The 17,738-nt window shown below is 63.9% G+C and carries 17 protein-coding genes and 1 pseudogene; 7 read left to right on the top strand and 11 right to left on the bottom strand.

The window, feature by feature from the left end; all coding sequences use genetic code 11:
* From lnt to G7067_RS08560, 8 genes are all read right to left on the bottom strand, one after another.
* Nucleotides 1-1,650 (bottom strand): apolipoprotein N-acyltransferase, encoded by a 1,650-nt coding sequence (gene lnt, locus G7067_RS08595; RefSeq protein ID WP_166323513.1) that lies wholly within the window; start codon nucleotides 1,648-1,650, stop codon nucleotides 1-3.
* A 2-nt stretch (nucleotides 1,651-1,652) separates the two neighbouring features.
* Nucleotides 1,653-3,935 (bottom strand): DEAD/DEAH box helicase, encoded by a 2,283-nt coding sequence (locus G7067_RS08590; protein ID WP_166323511.1) that lies wholly within the window; start codon nucleotides 3,933-3,935, stop codon nucleotides 1,653-1,655.
* Nucleotides 3,932-4,765: a twin-arginine translocase subunit TatC gene (gene tatC, locus G7067_RS08585; protein WP_205881107.1), complete on the bottom strand. Its 834-nt coding sequence runs from the start codon at nucleotides 4,763-4,765 to the stop codon at nucleotides 3,932-3,934. Before tatC ends, G7067_RS08590 begins: the two co-directional genes overlap by 4 nt.
* A gap of 38 nt (nucleotides 4,766-4,803) precedes the next feature.
* Nucleotides 4,804-5,763: a helix-turn-helix transcriptional regulator gene (locus tag G7067_RS08580; RefSeq protein WP_166323509.1), complete on the bottom strand. Its 960-nt coding sequence runs from the start codon at nucleotides 5,761-5,763 to the stop codon at nucleotides 4,804-4,806.
* The gene (locus tag G7067_RS08575) at nucleotides 5,756-6,784 is read right to left on the bottom strand and encodes a helix-turn-helix transcriptional regulator (RefSeq protein ID WP_166323507.1); all 1,029 of its coding nucleotides are present in this window, start codon (nucleotides 6,782-6,784) and stop codon (nucleotides 5,756-5,758) included. Before G7067_RS08575 ends, G7067_RS08580 begins: the two co-directional genes overlap by 8 nt.
* 5 nt (nucleotides 6,785-6,789) lie before the next feature.
* Nucleotides 6,790-7,731, bottom strand: coding sequence for a peptidylprolyl isomerase (locus tag G7067_RS08570; protein ID WP_166323505.1), 942 nt, complete (start codon nucleotides 7,729-7,731; stop codon nucleotides 6,790-6,792).
* Nucleotides 7,732-7,811: 80 nt separating this feature from the next.
* Complete coding sequence (locus tag G7067_RS08565; RefSeq protein ID WP_166325993.1) at nucleotides 7,812-8,837, bottom strand: tRNA (adenine-N1)-methyltransferase; 1,026 nt, start codon at nucleotides 8,835-8,837, stop codon at nucleotides 7,812-7,814.
* Nucleotides 8,838-8,854: 17 nt separating this feature from the next.
* Nucleotides 8,855-9,565 (bottom strand): HAD family hydrolase, encoded by a 711-nt coding sequence (locus tag G7067_RS08560; protein ID WP_244301024.1) that lies wholly within the window; start codon nucleotides 9,563-9,565, stop codon nucleotides 8,855-8,857.
* A gap of 87 nt (nucleotides 9,566-9,652) precedes the next feature.
* On the opposite strand from G7067_RS08560, the gene G7067_RS08555 reads away from it, so the two are divergent.
* From G7067_RS08555 to G7067_RS14925, 5 genes are all read left to right on the top strand, one after another.
* A complete protein-coding gene (locus tag G7067_RS08555) occupies nucleotides 9,653-10,621 on the top strand; it encodes a PAC2 family protein (RefSeq protein ID WP_166323503.1) in 969 nt (322 codons plus the stop codon).
* 237 nt (nucleotides 10,622-10,858) lie between these two features.
* On the top strand, nucleotides 10,859-11,932 hold the full coding sequence (locus tag G7067_RS08550; protein ID WP_166323501.1) for an ABC transporter permease: 1,074 nt from the start codon (nucleotides 10,859-10,861) through the stop codon (nucleotides 11,930-11,932).
* A 77-nt stretch (nucleotides 11,933-12,009) separates the two neighbouring features.
* Nucleotides 12,010-12,351, top strand: coding sequence for a hypothetical protein (locus G7067_RS08545; protein WP_166323499.1), 342 nt, complete (start codon nucleotides 12,010-12,012; stop codon nucleotides 12,349-12,351).
* Entirely contained in the window at nucleotides 12,348-12,572 is a 225-nt protein-coding gene (locus G7067_RS08540) for a helix-turn-helix transcriptional regulator (protein WP_166323497.1), read from the top strand. The genes G7067_RS08545 and G7067_RS08540 overlap by 4 nt, the downstream gene beginning before the upstream one ends.
* The gene (locus tag G7067_RS14925; RefSeq protein WP_166323495.1) at nucleotides 12,569-12,967 is read left to right on the top strand and encodes an ATP-binding cassette domain-containing protein; all 399 of its coding nucleotides are present in this window, start codon (nucleotides 12,569-12,571) and stop codon (nucleotides 12,965-12,967) included. Before G7067_RS08540 ends, G7067_RS14925 begins: the two co-directional genes overlap by 4 nt.
* On the opposite strand, the pseudogene G7067_RS15245 reads toward G7067_RS14925, so the two are convergent.
* A pseudogene (locus G7067_RS15245) lies at nucleotides 12,858-13,825 on the bottom strand (IS30 family transposase). The gene G7067_RS14925 and the pseudogene G7067_RS15245 sit on opposite strands and share 110 nt — an antisense overlap.
* Nucleotides 13,826-14,135: 310 nt before the next feature.
* Here G7067_RS15245 and G7067_RS08525 point away from each other — a divergent pair.
* Together G7067_RS08525 and G7067_RS08520 are read left to right on the top strand one after the other, a co-directional pair.
* On the top strand, nucleotides 14,136-14,756 hold the full coding sequence (locus G7067_RS08525) for an AAA family ATPase (protein ID WP_166323494.1): 621 nt from the start codon (nucleotides 14,136-14,138) through the stop codon (nucleotides 14,754-14,756).
* Nucleotides 14,753-15,496, top strand: a complete 744-nt coding sequence (locus tag G7067_RS08520) for an ABC transporter permease (RefSeq protein ID WP_166323493.1) — start codon at nucleotides 14,753-14,755, stop codon at nucleotides 15,494-15,496. Before G7067_RS08525 ends, G7067_RS08520 begins: the two co-directional genes overlap by 4 nt.
* Before the next feature lie 9 nt (nucleotides 15,497-15,505).
* Here the strand turns inward: G7067_RS08520 and mshC are convergent, their stop codons facing one another.
* On the bottom strand, nucleotides 15,506-16,750 hold the full coding sequence (mshC, locus tag G7067_RS08515) for a cysteine--1-D-myo-inosityl 2-amino-2-deoxy-alpha-D-glucopyranoside ligase (RefSeq protein WP_166323491.1): 1,245 nt from the start codon (nucleotides 16,748-16,750) through the stop codon (nucleotides 15,506-15,508).
* Entirely contained in the window at nucleotides 16,747-17,640 is an 894-nt protein-coding gene (locus G7067_RS08510; RefSeq protein WP_166323489.1) for an undecaprenyl-diphosphate phosphatase, read from the bottom strand. Before G7067_RS08510 ends, mshC begins: the two co-directional genes overlap by 4 nt.
* Between the last annotated feature and the right edge of the window lie 98 nt (nucleotides 17,641-17,738).

Genomic DNA, 17,738 nt, shown 5'->3' with positions numbered 1-17,738 from the left:
TCAACGCCGTGCCCGCCGTGATCGCAGCAGGACCACGCCCCCGGCAACAGCACCGGCACCACCAAGCACCCCCCACAGCCACGTGATCGCGGCACCATACCGAAGCGCGGGGGTTTCGCCCTGGACCAGCGGCACCTCAGCAACCATTGCATCCGCGGTGAACGGCACCAGACGATCAAGGTCCCGCCCATCCGGCGCCACCACGGCGCTGGTACCCACGGTCGAAATGTTCACGAGCGCTCGCCCGGTCTCAACGGCCCGCAGCCTCGCAATCGCGAGTTGCTGCGCGCTCTCATCGGTGCGACCAAAGTCGGCATTGTTGGTTTGGGCAAAGATGACTTCGGCCCCGTCATCCACCATCCGGGTGGCCTGCCCGTCAAAGATGACGTCAAAACAGATCGCGAGACCCGCGGCAAACGACGTCTTGCTTTGTGCCGTCTTGCCATGCGCAATCTCCACCACCGGCGAGACTTTTCCGGCTGAGTATTCCAGCTGCACCAGATCCACAAGATCGGGCGCGAGCGCGTGGAAGAACTCGCGATTCGGCATGTACTCGGCGAACGGCACCGGGTACCGCTTGTCGTAACGGAGTGCCGTGTCACCGTCCTCATCCCAGACGAGCGTGCTGTTCGTGTAGGCACCGCCGCCATAAATGCCACTGTCGTGAGGCAGGATCGAACCCACCACGATCGGTGCGCCCGCGCGCTTCGAGAGGGATCGCAGCTGCGCATCCGCCTCGCGGTTCCCGGGAAGATTGAACTCGGCGCTGTTCTCCGGCCACACAATCACATCGACCTGTTCACCCGCCGCGTCAAGCTCATCGAGCAGCGCGGCTGTCGCGTTCAGATGGTCACGAAGCACGGACCCGGACTCGCGGTCATCGAAGATGCCAGATTTCGAGTTTCCCTGCACAGCGGCTACGCGCAGCGTGCCCGTTTCGGGCAGAGGCGCGGCGGGGATCACAGCGAGCAGCACAAGCAACACAACCGTGCTTCCAGGAGCAATCAAGCCGAGGCGCGGCATCCGCGCAAACCACGCGGCGATCGGGATCGCGCACGCAAACACCACAACGCCCGAAAGCCCGGCGAACCCGAGCCAGGAGACCGCCTGCACGAGCGGCCCGTCAGCCTGGGTGTGCGCGATCCGCCCCCAGGGGAAACCACCGTAGGGCCAGGCGCCCTGCACCTGCTCGCGCAGCACCCACAGTCCGGCGAGCGCGGCGGCCTGCGCGAGGCACAAGCGCCAGCGCCTCGCCGCCAGCCAAGAAAGCTGGGCGAGTCCGCGGCTCGCGATCGCGGCGAGGATCCCGAATAGCACCCACCATGCGGTCATGACGCCGCTGAGCCCCGCCCACGGCACCGGGCCGAGGTACAGCGTCAGCCACGAAATCTGCGGCATCCAAAATGCCGCGCCCGCGATTGCGCCGAGCAGTGCACCCCTGCCGATTGTCTGCTGCCAGAGCGCCGCAAGCACCAGAGCGATGCCGGGAAACGCCGCCCACCACCAGGCGAGGCCGGGCGTTGCAGCATCGAGCAAGAGGCCACCCGTGGCGGCACAGACGGCGGCGAGCCAGAGCGGTAAGCGGGTTTCGACTTGCTGCGCGCGCTCAAACGGCGGGGAAGGGCGAGCCGGCTCAACCGGCGGATTCATCTTCAACTCGAACTCGATGCTTCTACGATCCCGCGACGCACACCCCGCTTCGCGTCACGCGCGAGCTTGGCGAGGGTTCCCAGCCGCTCCGCGTCGATGCCGGAACGCGCTGCCGCTTCGCAGGCCTGGGTGATCTGGTCGAGCAGGTCAATCGTCTGCTTGGACCACCGCACGAAGTCACCGGCACCGATGCCCGAGTTTTCAAGAATTCGTTCGATCGCTCGTCCACTCGCCCACTGGTGCATGGTCATGGCCATGCCGGCGTGTGGCATCTCGCTGCGCGGCAGACGGAAGCGCTCGGCAAGCTCGTCCAGCTCCGCCCAAATGTCGAGCACCTGGTCGTAGGCCGCCGCAAATGCGGGTCCGCCCGGCAGCCGAACGTCAACCTCATCGTCACGACGCGGTTCGTAGCTCAGCACGCAGCACATCGCGGCGAGGCCCGCCGCATCGAGTCCGCCCAGGGTGTCGTGCCGCAGGCACTCAGCAACAAGCAGGTCGCGCTCGCCATAGATCCGGCGCAGCAGCTCACCCCAGGGTGCGACGACGAGCTCGGAGTCACCACCACCCGCACCGGCCTCGGTCAAGTAGTCAAGCACGATCAACTCGTCAACGACACGATCGAAGGTGCGCGCGATGGTCCCGGTGCGCGACGCGATCTGCCGCCTGCCGCGCTCGATCTTGCGGCGGAGCTTGCGGGCGCGATCCTCCCAGCGCTTCTTGTCTGAGCCCTGAGCCCTCGCCACCGCAGCGTCGTAGCCTGCGAGGGAGTCCTGCTCTGCCCGGAGCGCGCGGGCCTGGTCAACGACGTCGCGATCCGCCTGAAACTGCGCGAAGGAAAGTTCGAGGGTGTCGCGGGCGCGTTCAACATCCATGCGCTGCAACAGGTTTACCGCCATGTTTGCGGTCGGCCGGAAACTCGAGCGCACAGGGAAGGATCTCGCGCCCGCGAGGTGCGCCAGCGATTCAAGATCGACCCCGTCACTCCACACCACCACCGCATGACCCTCGGTGTCGATGCCGCGACGTCCGGCGCGTCCCGTCAGCTGCGTATACTCGCCGGAGGTCAGCGGCACACGCTGTTCGCCGTTGAACTTGTCGAGGCGTTCGATCGCCACGGCACGAGCCGGCATGTTGATACCGAGCGCGAGTGTCTCGGTGGCGTACACGAGCTTCACGAGGCGGCGCTGAAACAGATCTTCCACCACCGATTTGAACATCGGAAGCAGGCCAGCGTGGTGGGCCGCGATGCCGCGTTCCAGCCCGGCCAGCCATTCACTCACCCCCAGCACGCGGCGTTCCTCGTCACTCATTTCTGCAACGAGTGGTGACGCGGCGGCACGAATCTCGTCGCGCTCCTCGCGCGTGGTCAGACGGATGCCGTCGAACAGACACTGCCTGACCGCCTGATCGCAACCGTTGCGGCTAAACACAAACACGATGGCCGGCAGCATTTCGGTTTCTTCGAGTGCTCTGGCGATATCGGCGCGCGACACCCGCTTGACGCGCACGGGCGGGCCGCCCCGACTGCGCTGCCGGTGATGAGCACGCCCGCGTCCGCCATCGCGGCCCCCAGGGCGCCCCCGCCGTTCAAGCATCCGCAACTCGGGATTCAGGCGCCCACGAGCGACCAGTTCGCCCGCGTCGCTGACGTACAGCGGCAGCAGCTCCTTCGAGGTCAGTACGTGCTGGTAGAGCGGCACCGGCCGGTGTTCGGAGAGAATCACGTCGGTGTCGCCACGCACCGCGTGCATCCAATCACCGAACTCTTCAGCGTTCGACACCGTTGCGGACAGCGACACAAGTCTGACCTCACGCGGCAGATGCAGGATGATTTCTTCCCACACCGCCCCGCGGAAGCGATCCCCGAGATAGTGCACCTCGTCGAGCACCACAAACGCCAGATCGGTGAGTGCGGCAGACTCAGCGTAAATCATGTTGCGCAGCACCTCGGTGGTCATCACCACCACGGGAGCGTCACCGCGAATGTTTACGTCACCGGTGAGGAGTCCCACCTCGTCTTCACCGTATTCGGCGCAGAGTTCGTGAAACTTCTGGTTTGAGAGCGCCTTGATGGGGGCCGTGTAAAAGATGCGGGCATCCCGTTCGCGCCGGGCGAGGTGCACGGCGAACTCCGCCACGGTTGTCTTGCCGGAACCCGTGGGGGCGGCAACGAGCACGCTCCTCCCCTCTTCGAGCCGCTCGCACGCGGCCACCTGAAACGGGTCGAGGGTGTATCCGAGATGTTCCTGAAACTGCGCGAGCGCGGGGTGCCGCGGCGCGATCACGCGGTTTCCTCACTCGGGGTTTCGGAACCGCCGCTGTTCTCAAGATCGTACTCGGCCAGCTCTTCCGCTCGCCGTTTGTCGACCCTGCGATCGTGCAGGATCGCGATCCCCGCCGCCATGAAGTACAGCACCACAATGGGGATAGCGAGCAAAAACATGCTCATCAGGTCGGCCGCGGGCGTGGCGATCCCGGCAAACAGGATGATGATCAGGATCGCCATGCGCCAGCTCTTCAGGATCGAAGCCCCGCGCACCACTCCCAGGAAGTTCAGCAGGACCAGGAACACCGGCATCACAAACCCGATTCCCACGGCGAGCAACAGCTTGATGGAGAAGTCGAGATAGGTGCGCGCGTTCAAGAAGAATGCGTCTTGATCCGGCTGAAAGCTCGCAAGCAGCCGCACAATGTTGGGCAACACACTCCACCCGGCGAAGGCACCGCCGAGAAACAGCGGCACCGCGGCACCGAGAAACGCCACACCGTACAGTTTTTCGCGGCGCGTCAGTCCGGGGGCAACAAACGCCCAGATCTGGTACAGCCAGATCGGAGAGGCGATCAGCACGGCAATGAACAGCGAGATCTGCACTTTCGTGTCGAACCCGCTCGTTACGTCGGCGTAGGTGATCGCCGCTTCCCGCCCGAGTGCCCCCAGATCTTCCACGGGCCTGCGCAGCATCGCCCACACCCAGTCGGAGAGAATCCAGCCGCCAACCAGACCGGCCACAATCGCGCCGGCCGAAATGAACAGGCGCCGACGCAGTTCCACAAGATGCTCGCCGAGACTCATCCGTCCTTCGGAGCCGCGTTTCTTACGCGCCTTGGTTGCCATTGCCACAGTTTATCCCAGCCCGTCTGCGTATCTCGCCGCTATGCGTCGTAACTTGCGAGCGCACGCGCAGCCCAGTCCCGTACAGCCTGGCGGGCGGCCTCGGGTGCTTCGATGAGGATGGATCCGGGCGCCCGCTGCACCAATTGGATCGCGGCCCGTTCGTGCCAGGCCGCGATCCGCACGCGGAGACGGCCACTCGAGTCTTCGTCGAGAATCTCTGGATCAAATCCCCGAATCAGCGGGAGCAGATTTGCGGGTAATGATGCGGTGAGGTGGACAGCGGCTTCGGTGACCGCGGGGCTCTGCACTTCGACGCGTCGATGGACGGCCGGGGTGCCTAGCGAGGTTATCTCGCTCATGTGGTCGAGCCGGAACGTTCGTTCTGCCTGCCGGTCGTGACAGAAGCCACGCAGATACCAGGTACCCGATTCTTGCGTGAGCGAGATCGGATCGACCGTGCGGGAGCTCTGCACGCCCGCAGCGTCGCGGTACCCAAAGCTGAGCTGGGTGTGCTCGTCGACCGCGGCAATGAGGATCGGAACTCGCGGATCCTCGGCGTCAGCGGTCACGGTGAAGGAGGCGTGCTTCTCCGCATCACCGAGCGCCGCCCCCAGCTTTGCCGCCGTCTCGCGGGCAAGCTCAGCGTAGTCCGCGGGCAGCACGGCGGTGAGCGCTTGGAGGCCCGCGATGAGCGCCGCCGTCTCTGCGGGCGCGAAGCGTGGCGCGTCATCGACGGCGACGGTGCGTGTGAGACTCACCAGATCTTCGTATTCGAGGGCATCCCAGTCGATGTCGAAAAGATCCTCGTGCTGATAGCTCAGCGTCTCCCCCGGCACCCCCGCCGTGCCCAAAAACCGCACCAGGGTCCGCAGCAGCTTCGGCGACACGTCAAAGGCGTCGGCAAGCTCAGCAACCGGCGTCGGCCCGTGCTCACGGAGGTAGGGCACGAGCGAGAGCAGCAGCAGCACGCGGTCGGGGGCAAGGATCGCCTTATGCATCCGTCACTCCCTCAGCAATCGCACGCAACCGCGCCACCACCAGCTCGCGCAGTTCGGCGGGCGCCACAACGGTGACGTCACCGCCGTATTCGAGCAGCTCACCGGCAAGCACGTGGGCGTCGAGCATGCCAACGGAGAGTTCAAGCGCATCGAGCTCGCCCTGCACGGGATCAACGTCGTGTGGGAGGGGATCTGCGCGCGGCGCCAATCGCGCCTCGGCGATGGAACCGCGACGGACCCGCAGCGTTGCACGGTGCTCTTGCCCCCGCTGCACGAGCGCCGCAATCACGGCATCGCTGTGATCTTTGAGAGCTGCCTCGTATACGGCCGTTTCAGGGCGCACCTCGCCCGAGATGCGAGAGAGAAGAAATACCCGATCGACGTCGCGGTCGAGATCCCAAGCGATCAGATGCCAGCGACCGTCAAGCCGGTGCAGGCGCAGCGGGGCAACACGTCGCTCAAGCGGCGCATCGCGCCCGGGAAGCGTGTAGTCAAAGCGGACGATACGCAGATCGTCGATCGCGCGCTGCAGCGGCGCCGCGGCCGGTTCGAGCGTGCCAAGACGCGGTGCAACCCCCAGGTGCTGCACGTCGAGACCGGCACCCAGCGATTCAAGCTTCATCGCGGCGCGGCGCGATTGCGCGCTCAGGCTCCCCTCGCTCCAAGCGAGCGCCGCAAGCCTGAGCAACATCAGCTCGCGCTCGCTGAAGCGAAGCTCCGCGGGAAACTCGAGGCGATCTTTCGACACCCGATACCTCGTGAGCTGGTTGTTTCCCGGCTCAGTCGGGGAATCGAGCGTCTCGATCTGGATCCCGAGCGACCGCAACTGTTCCTTGTCGCGCTCAAACTGACGGTCGAGAGCAACATTCGCCTCGCCCCTCCGGAAGCGGTCCGAATAGCCGTGCACCGACGCCAACAACTCGCTCTTTGTAGATCCGTTGGGACTCGCAACTAGCGCCAGCACGAGGCTAAAGATGCGCTCTTCGCTTGGCACCACAGATCTACCGGGCGCTGCATTCATTGAAGCTAGTTGACCCCAATAATGTCGACAACCACAACCTGGGCATTCCCGTCGACATTTTCTACGATGACGACCTGCGAACCCACGGTCTTGCCGGTGAGCTCGGGGCGGAAGGTGTAGCCCGTCTGCGAGATCAAATCTTCAGACTGCAGCGCCTTGAGCCCGAAGTTCTGGAAGTCTTCAGGGTCCCAGGTGTTCATGCGCTTATTACCGTCCCAGCCGACCGCGAGAACCTGAGCAATCACGTTGTTGTCCGCAGAGACCACTGCACCGTCGCCCACGATGCGGGTCGCGGAACTCGTACCCTTGGGAGCCTCGCGCGGAGGAAGGACGACTCCGGGCCTGCCCTCATCGTTCGTCACAACCGCGGGGTAACCCGAGGGCAGACCGCGCACGGGACCGCTCGCGGTGAGCCCGCGGGTATCAACGACGTCGATGACGCCGATCACGGAAGCCCCAACGGTGCCGCCCAGCTGAGCAGCAATCTGCGCACTGTCTTCCGGTGACATCGCGAGCACCACACGGTCCCCGGCGGCCGAGCACCGCACAGCCTCGCTGAGCGGGTTCGACAGCTCCTCAGAGACCATCAGAAACTCTGGAGAGTCTCCCTGCCCCGTAAACACGGGACTCGCGTACAGCTCAGCCCCCGTTGTCTCGTCAAAGAACGCCATGTTCACTGACACGAGCGACTGCTCGTCAGCGAGCTTGCTGCGATCCTCGGCCTTGCTCACAATCGTGCGCTGCGAGTCTGCGATGGCAAAATCACCCTTCACCGAGATCTCGGGCGGCGTGCCGTACGATCCGATCACAGAAACGCTGTCACTGAGAGAGCCAGAGGTCATTACCTCTGCGCAGTCGGCGGCCTTGTTCGCCTGCGCGCTGCACCCGGTGAGGCCAGCAATGACAAGCGTGGCAACCGCGGTTGCGGGAACAAATCGACGAAGCATGGGTACCTCTCGCGCAGGGCAATGTGAACCCCGCCATCCTATCGAATCCGGGCTGGGGATCCGGCCACGGCTCGCGCGCATCACGCCGGCTCGGCGCCCCGATCCTCGGCGAACTGTTTCGCCGCGCGCACCTTCTTGCGAAGCACTTTGTCGCTCTTTGTTGGTTGACCGACACGCTCGGGGGTCCAGGGGTTTGCCCGCTCGCTCTCGCCTGGCGCGCCCATGTCGGGCAGCCAGTTGGCAAGATCCTCGTCACTAAAGTCGGTCTTCGAAGCGCGTCGCTTCAGGTCCGGCAGCTGGGTACCGGGGGCGAGCCTGCGTGCGGTGATGAGAAAACCTGTGTGGGCGACCATGCGATGGTCTGGCCGCACCGCAAGCCCCTCGACATGCCAACCGCGCACCATCGTCTCGGAGGACTGCGGGTGAGTGAACAGGCCACTGCGCTGCAGTTCTTCTGCGGTGCGCGAGAGCTGCGTGACCGTGGCCACGTAACAGATCACGACGCCGCCGGGCTTCAACGCCTCGGCCGCAACATCCACGCACTCCCAGGGAGCGAGCATGTCGAGCACCACGCGGTCGACCGTGCCAGCTGCGCAGGTCTCGGGCAGCGCCTCCTGCAGATCCCCCACCGTGACGGTCCAGTTCTCGGGCAAGCGGCCAGCAAAAGCCGCAGCGTTGCCCTTTGCGATGTCCGCGAACTCCTCTCGTCGCTCGAAGGAGAACAGTTCACCGCTCTCACCGATGGCCCGCAAGAGGTGCAGTGACAGGGCCCCGGATCCTACGCCGGCCTCAACGACGCGCGCGCCGGGAAAAACATCAGCGAGGGACAGGATCTGCGCGGCGTCCTTCGGGTAGACAATCGCGGCCCCCCGTGGCATCGACATCACAAAGTCGGACAGGAGCGGCCTGATCGCGAGGTATTCCTCGCCGTTGCTGTTCGTCACCACTGAAGCATCGGGAATCCCGACAAGATCAGCGTGCGAGATGATGCCGCGGTGGCTGTGAAACTCGCCGCCTGGCACCAGCGTGATGGTGTTGAGCCGACCCTTGGGATCCGTGAGTTTCACCCGATCGCCGTAACCGAGCGGACCGCTCGTGGCAGGCATCGGTGTTTCGTTCTCTGTCACTTCTCTTCTTCCCTTGAATCGTTGTTGCTCATTCGCAGCCGGCCGAATCTCGCTGAAAGCTCTTTCGCGTCGATCGCCGCGAGGCTCGGCCACAGCTCATGATGAGGGGCATTGTCAAGCGAGACCAGATGCGGCACTCCGATCGCAATTGCGCCCGAGGCGTGCGCGGATCGCAGCCCATTGGGTGAATCCTCGATCGCGAGGCAATCCTCAATCTGCACGCCGAGCATCGCGGCGCCGCGCAGGTAGGGATCAGGGTCCGGCTTCTCTCGGGCCACCTCGTCACCCGCAACGATGCCGACAAAGGTGCCGGGTGGCAGCATTGCGACCACCGCGTCGGCGATTCTCCTGGTTGCCATTGTGACCAGCGCGCTCGGGATCCCCGCCTCGGCAAGAGACGTGAGTAGCTCCAGCGCACCCGGACGCCACTCGGTCGCGCCTCCGCGCAGCTCGGCGATCACCGCGTCGGCCCACTCAGCGATGATTTCGTCGATCTCAAGCGGCACGCCGAGATCCTGAAACAGCTTGGCGGCCGCGGTCAGCCCCGAGCCAACCAAACGGTCCCTCGTTTCAGCTTTGAGTTCGATCCCGTATCGAGAAAGCATCCTCAGCTCCGCTGCCAACCAGTGTGGCTCAGAGTCGATCACGGTGCCATCCATATCCCAGAGCACGGCTGCGGGAGAGGAGGTCGAGAGTAAGGAGGTCATCCGGTCCAGTGTACTGGCCGCTCCCCTCAACTCAGCCGAGATGGGTATCCTGGGCTGATCCCCTCTACAACTTAGGAGCCACTCGACGTGACCGAAGCCGCAAGCCGCCACCCCAGGGTGCTCATCATGGCGTTTGAAGGCTGGAGTGACGCGGGCGATGCCACCACCGAAGTGCTGCAGCACTTGGGCGGGCTTATCGACGCTGAGGTTCTGCACGTCATCAGCGCGGAGGGGTATGTCGACTTCCAGGTACACCGCCCAAAGGTCGTGTTCGGTGAAGCCGGCAACCGGGTACTCGACTGGCCCGATACCAGGCTTTACGGTCCGGTGCAGCGGCCCGGTGGAAGCCTTACCACCGAGGACGCGGATGCAGCTTCCGAGACGGTGCGCCGCCTCGATGGCACCCCGGTCACCGACCTCTTCTTGCTCGCGGGCGTCGAACCCGCTCGCGACTGGCAAAACTTCGCCGACGAGATCGTTGAACTCGTCGACGTGTGGGCGATTGACGAGGTCATTATTTTGGGCGCGATGTACTCCGACGCGCCCCATTCCCGTCCGATCGTGATGACGATCTCGACTGAGAGCGCAAAGCGTCGAGCGGAGACCGGGGCCGTGCGCAGCAGTTACGAGGGGCCGGCAGGGATCGCGACCGTCATCGACCTGGCGCTCGCGGAAGCCGGGATCGCGCCCATCTCGCTGTGGGCGCAGGTGCCGCACTATGTGCACAGCACCCCCTCACCCAAGGCGACCTTGGCGCTGCTCGACAAGCTTGAAGAGCTGCTCGACATCGTGATTCCTCGCGGTGAGCTACTCGCGCAGGCGAACGAGTGGGAGTCGAACATTAACCGGATCGCGGCGGCCGACGATGAGATGTCGCGCTATATCCGGCGGCTTGAAGAGTCCCGTGACGAGCAGCTTGCGGCGGGGGCGACCGGCGACGCGATCGCGCTCGAGTTCGAGAAGTTCTTGGAGGACGATCGCGAGTCCCGCCCGAAGGACGAGCCGGAGGACGACTCTGCCCCCGACACTGATTCTGATCCTCACCCCAAGGTGTAGCCCGCCCGACGAGTGTCCCCCTAAATGACGAGTGTCCCCCGTACCGGCGTCGCTCCGAGCGCGGGTTTGGGGGACGCTCGTGGAGATGGGGGACAGTCGCCAGGATTCAGCGTTGGGTGTCCGTGGGTCGCGCGCCGGGACGTAAAGCGTGCTTGACATCGTGACACGCGCGGTTTATCGTTGAGGTAAGTCAAGCCTCCTTGTCATGGAGCTGGCTTCATTCGAAGGAGGCCTCCCATGAACACTGCGTCCCGCGCCCAACTCCGCGCCTTCGCCCACCTCTCGGTGATGAGCGGCAAGGACATGATGCGGAACAGACTGAGCGGCTTCTCGATGGCGTTCATGTTCGTCTTCCTCCTCCTCATGTACTTCGTGATGTGGCTTTCCTTCGCTACCGTCGGGCCCGAACCAGTCGCGAGCGTCACCCCGGCAAACCAGGAAGTCACCAGGGCATTGCAGCAGGCCGGAGTCACCGTCGTTGATGCCGGCAGCCCAGAAGAAAACACAAGGGTCGAGGTGAGCGGAGACTCTGTACTCGCGACTTTCAACACCGAGTCAAAGCCCGCGTGGAACCCGGTATGGTTGGCGCTTCGCGATGCGGGTTTCACCACCAATTCGATCACCCTGGTGAACGAAGAAGGTGAAGTGCGGGTCGATCTCCTGCACCTCAACTTGGGCGGTATCACGATGGTCGGGATCATGAGCGTGGCGCTTATCGGAACAGCGGTTCCACTCGTGGGCATGCGCGGGCGTGGGCTGCTTCGTCTGCTAGCAACAACGCCACTGCGGCGCTCAACACTGCTGCTCGCACAGATCCCCGCTCGCCTGCTCGTGGCAGCAATCATCTCGGTGGTCGTGATCGGCATCGCTCTCTGGCGTCGATATTTCGACGGCTTCGACTTGCTGAGCTTCTCCATCACTCTCGCGATCGGCAGCGCGATGGCCTTTGCGCTCTCGCTGATCCTTGCCGCGCGCTCACGCAAGGAGGAAGCAACCCAGGGCCTCGCGGCGATGCTTCCGATTCTGCTGCTGTTCGCTGCTGGCGGCATCATTCCGCCGTCTATGCTGCCGGGAGCCCCCGAAATCATCATGAACTCGCTGCCCACCACCTGGTTTGCTGCGGCCCTGAGTGCCGATCTCGGCGGCCTGCCCCCGTTCCTCCCCGTCCCCGTGCTGTGGGCAATGATGGCGGCGATCGCGGCTATCGCGTTCGTCATCGCGGCACGACTCTTCGAGTGGGATCAATCGGATCCGCGACCACGAACGAAAATCTCTCGCCTCGAAAATTCAACAGGAAAGGCATCATCGTGAATACAACAGAAGAAACCGGGAGCACACCCGCCGAGCGCCGCGCTTTTAGGCTCTATTCTTGGGAGCTCTCCATTGGAATGGTGCTGTACATCCTCGCGGTGGTGATTCTGCCGATTCTCATTCCAGCAGAAAAGGGCACAGCTCTCAGGGCCGTCATCACGATCGTCCCTGTGCTTCCCATGATTTGGGTCCTAATCTCGGTTGTGCGCCACCTGAAACGCATTGACGAGCGAGACAAAACGACAACCCTCCAAAGCATGAGCGTGGGCTTCGGCGCCTCGATGCTTGCTGCAGTAACAGTCGGCTTCCTGGGATTCGCCGGCTTCGATGGAATTTTCCTCCCCTGGATTGTCTTTATCATCGGCATGATGGCCTGGCTCGTCGCCAGCGTCGTCCTCAATGCCAGGGCAAACCGATGAAGAACGACGTCCGCAGGCTCCGCACGGAGCACGGCTGGACCCAGGTCCAGCTCGCCGAAACGCTCGAGGTATCGCGGCAGACGGTCAACGCACTGGAGACCGGCAAGTATGATCCCTCACTCCCCCTCGCATTTCGCATTTCGCAGATCTTCGGAATGCCGCTCGAGTCGATCTTCTTTCCCGGAGGCGACGACGCCCCACCGACAGGAGGCAAGAGATGAATTTGGCTGAGTCAAACACCCCCGCGCAAGACGCCATCGTGGTCCAGGATCTGCGCAAGGTCTACGACAACAACACCGCTGTCGACGGCATCTCATTTCGGGTGCGGCCGGGCGAGGTTTTCGGGCTACTCGGCCCCAACGGCTCGGGCAAGACGACCACACTCGAGACGATTGTCGGGCTCCGCACCCCTACCGCCGGCTCGATCGAAGTGCTCGGCCTCGATCCTCTGCGGGATCGCCAACGCTTCACCGAACTTGTCGCGGTGCAGCGGTGGGTTCTAGCGGTCAGCGCAACAGTATGTCCCGCACCACCTCGGCCGGCTTCGCAAACTCAAGACGTTTACGAGGCCGGTCATTCATCTCCCACTCAACATAATCCAGATCTTCCTGACTGAACACACTCAGATCAGTCCCTTTCGGAAAATACTGACGCAGCAGCCCGTTCGTGTTCTCATTCGTAGGCCGCTGCCACGGCGAATGCGGATCACAAAAATAGACATCAATATCAGCATCCATCGCGATCTTCGCATGCCGATGCATCTCCACCCCCTGATGCCACGTCACGGAATGACGCAACACATCCGGAAGGTTCTTCATCTTCGCGATCAACCCTTCCGTGAGCGCCTCCACCCGATTCAGAGCAGGATCCATCCACACCAACAACAGATAATTCGAGTGCCGCTCCACGACCGTTCCAATCGCGCTCCGACCATTCTTCCCGATGATCAAGTCCCCCTCCAAATGCCCCGGCACCGCCCGACCATTGATCTCAGCGGGCCGCTCACTGATATTCACCATCCCCGGGATCCGGCCACGCCGCTGCCCGGCAACACGCCTGGGCTGCCGCAATACACGCCCCGTCCGCAACGACACCTCAAGCTCACGCTTCAACCCCCCCCACGACCGCGGAGATAGATGGCTTGATAGATCGTTTCGTGTGACACCCACATCTCCGGTCGATCAGGGAACTTCCGCCGCAACCTTCCCGCGATTTGTTCCGGTGAACGCTTCAACCCTAACTGTGACTGCACATACTCACGCAACACAGCGTCCGTGACGAGTTTGCTGGGTTTGGGGCGCCTGGCACGCTCCCACGACTTGGCCTGGGCACTCATCGCCCAATATGCCGAACGCGGTCGACGTTTCTCCCCCGCACAGGAACGCGCATTACGTCGAACCTCCCGAGAGATGGTGGATGGTGCCCGACCCAACACTCTCGCGATGTGTCGCACGCTGCAAGACTGCCGCAGCATCGACTGGATCTCGATCCGTTCCTCGAACGACAACGCCCCCTGCCGTGCTTTCACTCGGGGTTTCACTCCACCGCACTCATGCACATGATTCTTGACCGCGGTGGGGGACCACCCCACCACCTCGCTGATTTCTTGCACCGACCGGCCTTGGGCACGTAACTCCCAAATCATGTTGATCCGGTCCGGCAAAATCCGTTCGCTGAATCTCATATCGGTATCCACCCCATCAATTGTGAAGTGTTGCACCGACCGCTAGAACCCACCGCCGCAGGCGGCCAATCTCTTCCCCACGCTCACCGTCAGGGAGACAGTGCAGCTCTTCGCCTCGTTCTACGAAGTGGCCCGGGATCCCGCCGACATCATCGCGGAGGTCGATCTGGAAGACGCCGCCAATATCAAGGTGAAGCACCTCTCTGGCGGCCAGGAGCGCAGGCTGCTCATCGGGATCGCACTCATCGGCAACCCCGCCGTGCTGGTGCTCGATGAACCGTCGGCGGGGCTGGATCCGAGCGCCAGGCGCAATCTCTGGGAGATCATCGAGCGCCAACGGCAGAAGGGCACGACCGTGCTGCTCTCGACCCACCACATGGACGAGGCCACGCAGGTGTGTGACCGGCTCGCGATCCTGGTGGGTGGCAGGATCGCGGCCGAGGGCGAACCCGACGCGCTCATCCGTGAGCACTCCGCCACCGCGACGGTGTCCTTCGAAGTCTCTGCCACGCGAACCACGGAGGAGATTCGGGCGCTCGGCATTGAGGGTGACATCAGCAGCTCAGGATCCGCGGGCACCGCGTTCTCGATCGTGACGGAGGATCCGGACGCCGTGATCCGCCGCCTCACCTTCACCCCGGGTTTGCAAGCCTTCAACTATCGCGTCACGCGCAGCTCGCTCGAAGACGTGTTTGTTGAGGTATCGGCGACGAGTTCATGAGCACACAACTGCAAGAGTTCACGAGAACCCACACTCGTGAGCTCCTCCGCGACAAGAACGCCACTGTTGTGATCCTCGCGTCGTTCCTCGGCATGCTCGGCATGTTTTGGATCCTGGATCTCGTCATCTCCGGGGCGACCGGGGAGCCCACGATGCTACTGAAGCGCACGTTTGTGATGGTCAGTTTCATTGGCTTTATGGGGATCGCCTTCGGGACCACCACGGTGCCGCTCGTCAGGTATCGCAGTCTCGGCACGCTGAGGCAGCTGTCGACCACGCCCGCGCGAGTGTCAGCATTTCTGCTCGGACACGTGCCGGTGCGCGCCGGGCTCGTTGCCGCGGAGAGCATCATTGTTGTTGCGGTGATGCTGACGCAGGGAGTTTCGCCGTTACACACGCTGCAGGCCATCGTCACCCTGCTGCTCGGCGGTCTGCTGCTGCTCGCGCTCGGCTACCTCGTCGCGGCTCGCCTAAAGAACCCGAACGTCGCGCTGCAGCTCACCTACCTGGCGCCGATGTTCGTGCTCGCGAGCTCCGGAGCGATGATCCCGCTCAGCGTGTACCCGGGATGGCTGGAATCCGTCTGCCGCTTCCTACCGACCACCTGGTTCGCTGACGCTCTCAACGCGCAGATCACCGGGTCCGCCCCGGCGCTCCCCCTCGGCATCGCGTGGCTCCTGCTCGCGTTCACGACCGCGGCCTTCGCGGCGCTGGCTGCCCGGCTTATGCGGCTGAGCTGAGACGCACCGTTACAGCGTCACACCAAGGAGGGACTGGACCGCGTCGGTGATCAGCTGCGAATCGTCGACGCCCTGGTCGAGTGCCGCGTCCAGCGTCGCGAGCATCACGGGCGTGTCGAGGTCATTTGCGAGCGCCGCGCGCAACTGCTGCAGCACCGCGTCCGCAGATGCGGGATCCGCGCTTTCGCGTCGCACGCCCTCGCGCCAGCTCGCGAGCCGACGGTCGGCGAAGTCGAGATCTGCGTCGTGCCACTCCCACTCCGAGCGGTAGTGGTGCGCAAGCAGCCCGAGCCGGATCGCGGAGGGATCCGCCCCCGCGTTCAACAGCTTTGACACAAACACGAGGTTGCCCCGCGACTTCGACATCTTGTGTCCGTGATAGCCGACCAGCCCGGCGTGGCAGTAGGCGTGGGCAAGCGGGGTGTCGGAGATCGCGGTGGCGTGCGCCGCGGTGAACTCGTGATGCGGGAACACAAGATCCTCTCCCCCGCCCTGCACCGTGAATGCGCCGCCGAGCGCCTTCGTCGCGATCACCGAGCACTCGATATGCCAGCCCGGGCGCCCCTCGCCGACCGGAGTCTCCCAGCTGGGCTCACCCTCGCGCGCTGAGCGCCACAGGAGCGGATCGAGCGGGTTGCGCTTGCCGGGCCGCTCAGGATCCCCGCCGCGTTCGGTGCTGAGCTGCAGCATGACGGCGTGCTCGTAGGGGGCCACGTCGCCGAGCCGCCACTGCGAAGACTGCTGCGCGGCATCGATGTCGAAGTAGATGTCGAAGCCGACGGCGCCCTCGGTGGGTACCTCGTAGGCGAAGCCGCGTTCTTTCAGCTCACGCACCGCCTGAGCGATCTCATCTATCTGCTCGGTGACGGCCACGTAGTGCTCTGGTGGGATCATCCCGAGCCGGTGCATGTCTGAGCGAAACAATCCGATCTGTTCGTCCGCGAGCGTGCGCCAGTCTACGCCGGTGTCGTTCGCCCGTTCGAGCAGCGGGTCATCGACATCGGTGATGTTCTGCGCGTACACGGTCTCGATGCCCGCGTCTCGCCAGGCCCGCTGCATGATGTCGAAGGCAAGATAGGTGAAGGCGTGACCGAGGTGCGTGGCATCGTAGGGCGTGATCCCGCAGACGTACAGCAGGGCACGGCCCTCGGGAATCGCCGGGTGTTCCATGCGACCGGTCGCGGTGTTGAAGAGCTTGGGGGCGATTCCCTCGCCGGGGAGCGCGGGAATCTCGGGTGGTGTCCAGGTCCTCACAGTGCGGCTCCCGTCGTAACTTGGCTCAGTCCCGCAGCCAGGGTGCCGCCGTCGGCACTGAGCACACCGGTGCTGAGCAGGATGATAATCGCGATCCCGAGCAGCACGCGATAGATCACGAACGGCAAGAAGCTGCGCTTCGAAATGTATTTCATGAAGAGTCCGATGACAAACAGCGCGATCACAAACGCAACCGCGGTGGCAATCAGGGTCATCCCCATCGGTGTCTCGATGCCGTCGCCGTCGCCGCCCGAGTTCTTCAGCACCTTAAGCACCTGATAGAAGCCGGATCCGAGCACGGCAGGGATCGCGAGCAGGAAGGAGTAGCGGGCCGCGGCTTCACGTTTGTAGCCCATGAAGAGGCCGGCGGTGATCGTGCCGCCCGAGCGAGACACACCCGGGATCAGCGCGAGCGCCTGCGCGAAACCATAGATCAGGCCGTGCTTCCAGGTGAGCTTTTCAAGCGGTCGTGCATTCTTGCCGAGACGATCGGCAACGCCGAGCAGCAAACCGAAGACGATCAGGCTGATCGCTACGAACCACAGCGAGCGCAGGGTGGTCTCGATCTGATCCTGGAACAGCAGGCCGAGCACCACGATCGGGAGGGTGCCCAGGATGATCCACCACCCCATCAGCGCATCAGGATCCTTCCGCGGCACGGAACCCGTGAGGGATCGGAACCAGCGCCCGATGATCCGCACGATGTCGCGCCAGAAGAACACAATGACGGCGGCCTCGGTGCCGATCTGCGTGATCGCGGTAAAGGCAGCGCCAGCGTCACCGATCCCCATGAGTTCGCTCGCCACGCGAAGGTGAGCGCTGGATGAGATCGGCAGAAACTCGGTGAGCCCCTGCAAGATCCCGAGCAGGATCGCCTCGAAGATTCCCATGTTTCCTTTCGCAGCGAGATGGTCTCGCCTCGCCCGGATCACGCAAACGCGACAGGGCCGCCGTCTAGGATAGCCGACGCGGAGGTCCCGCGGGCTTA

This window comes from Leucobacter insecticola (assembly GCF_011382965.1).
GTDB lineage: Bacteria > Actinomycetota > Actinomycetes > Actinomycetales > Microbacteriaceae > Leucobacter > Leucobacter insecticola.
This window is presented reverse-complemented; position numbering and strand designations above follow the sequence as displayed.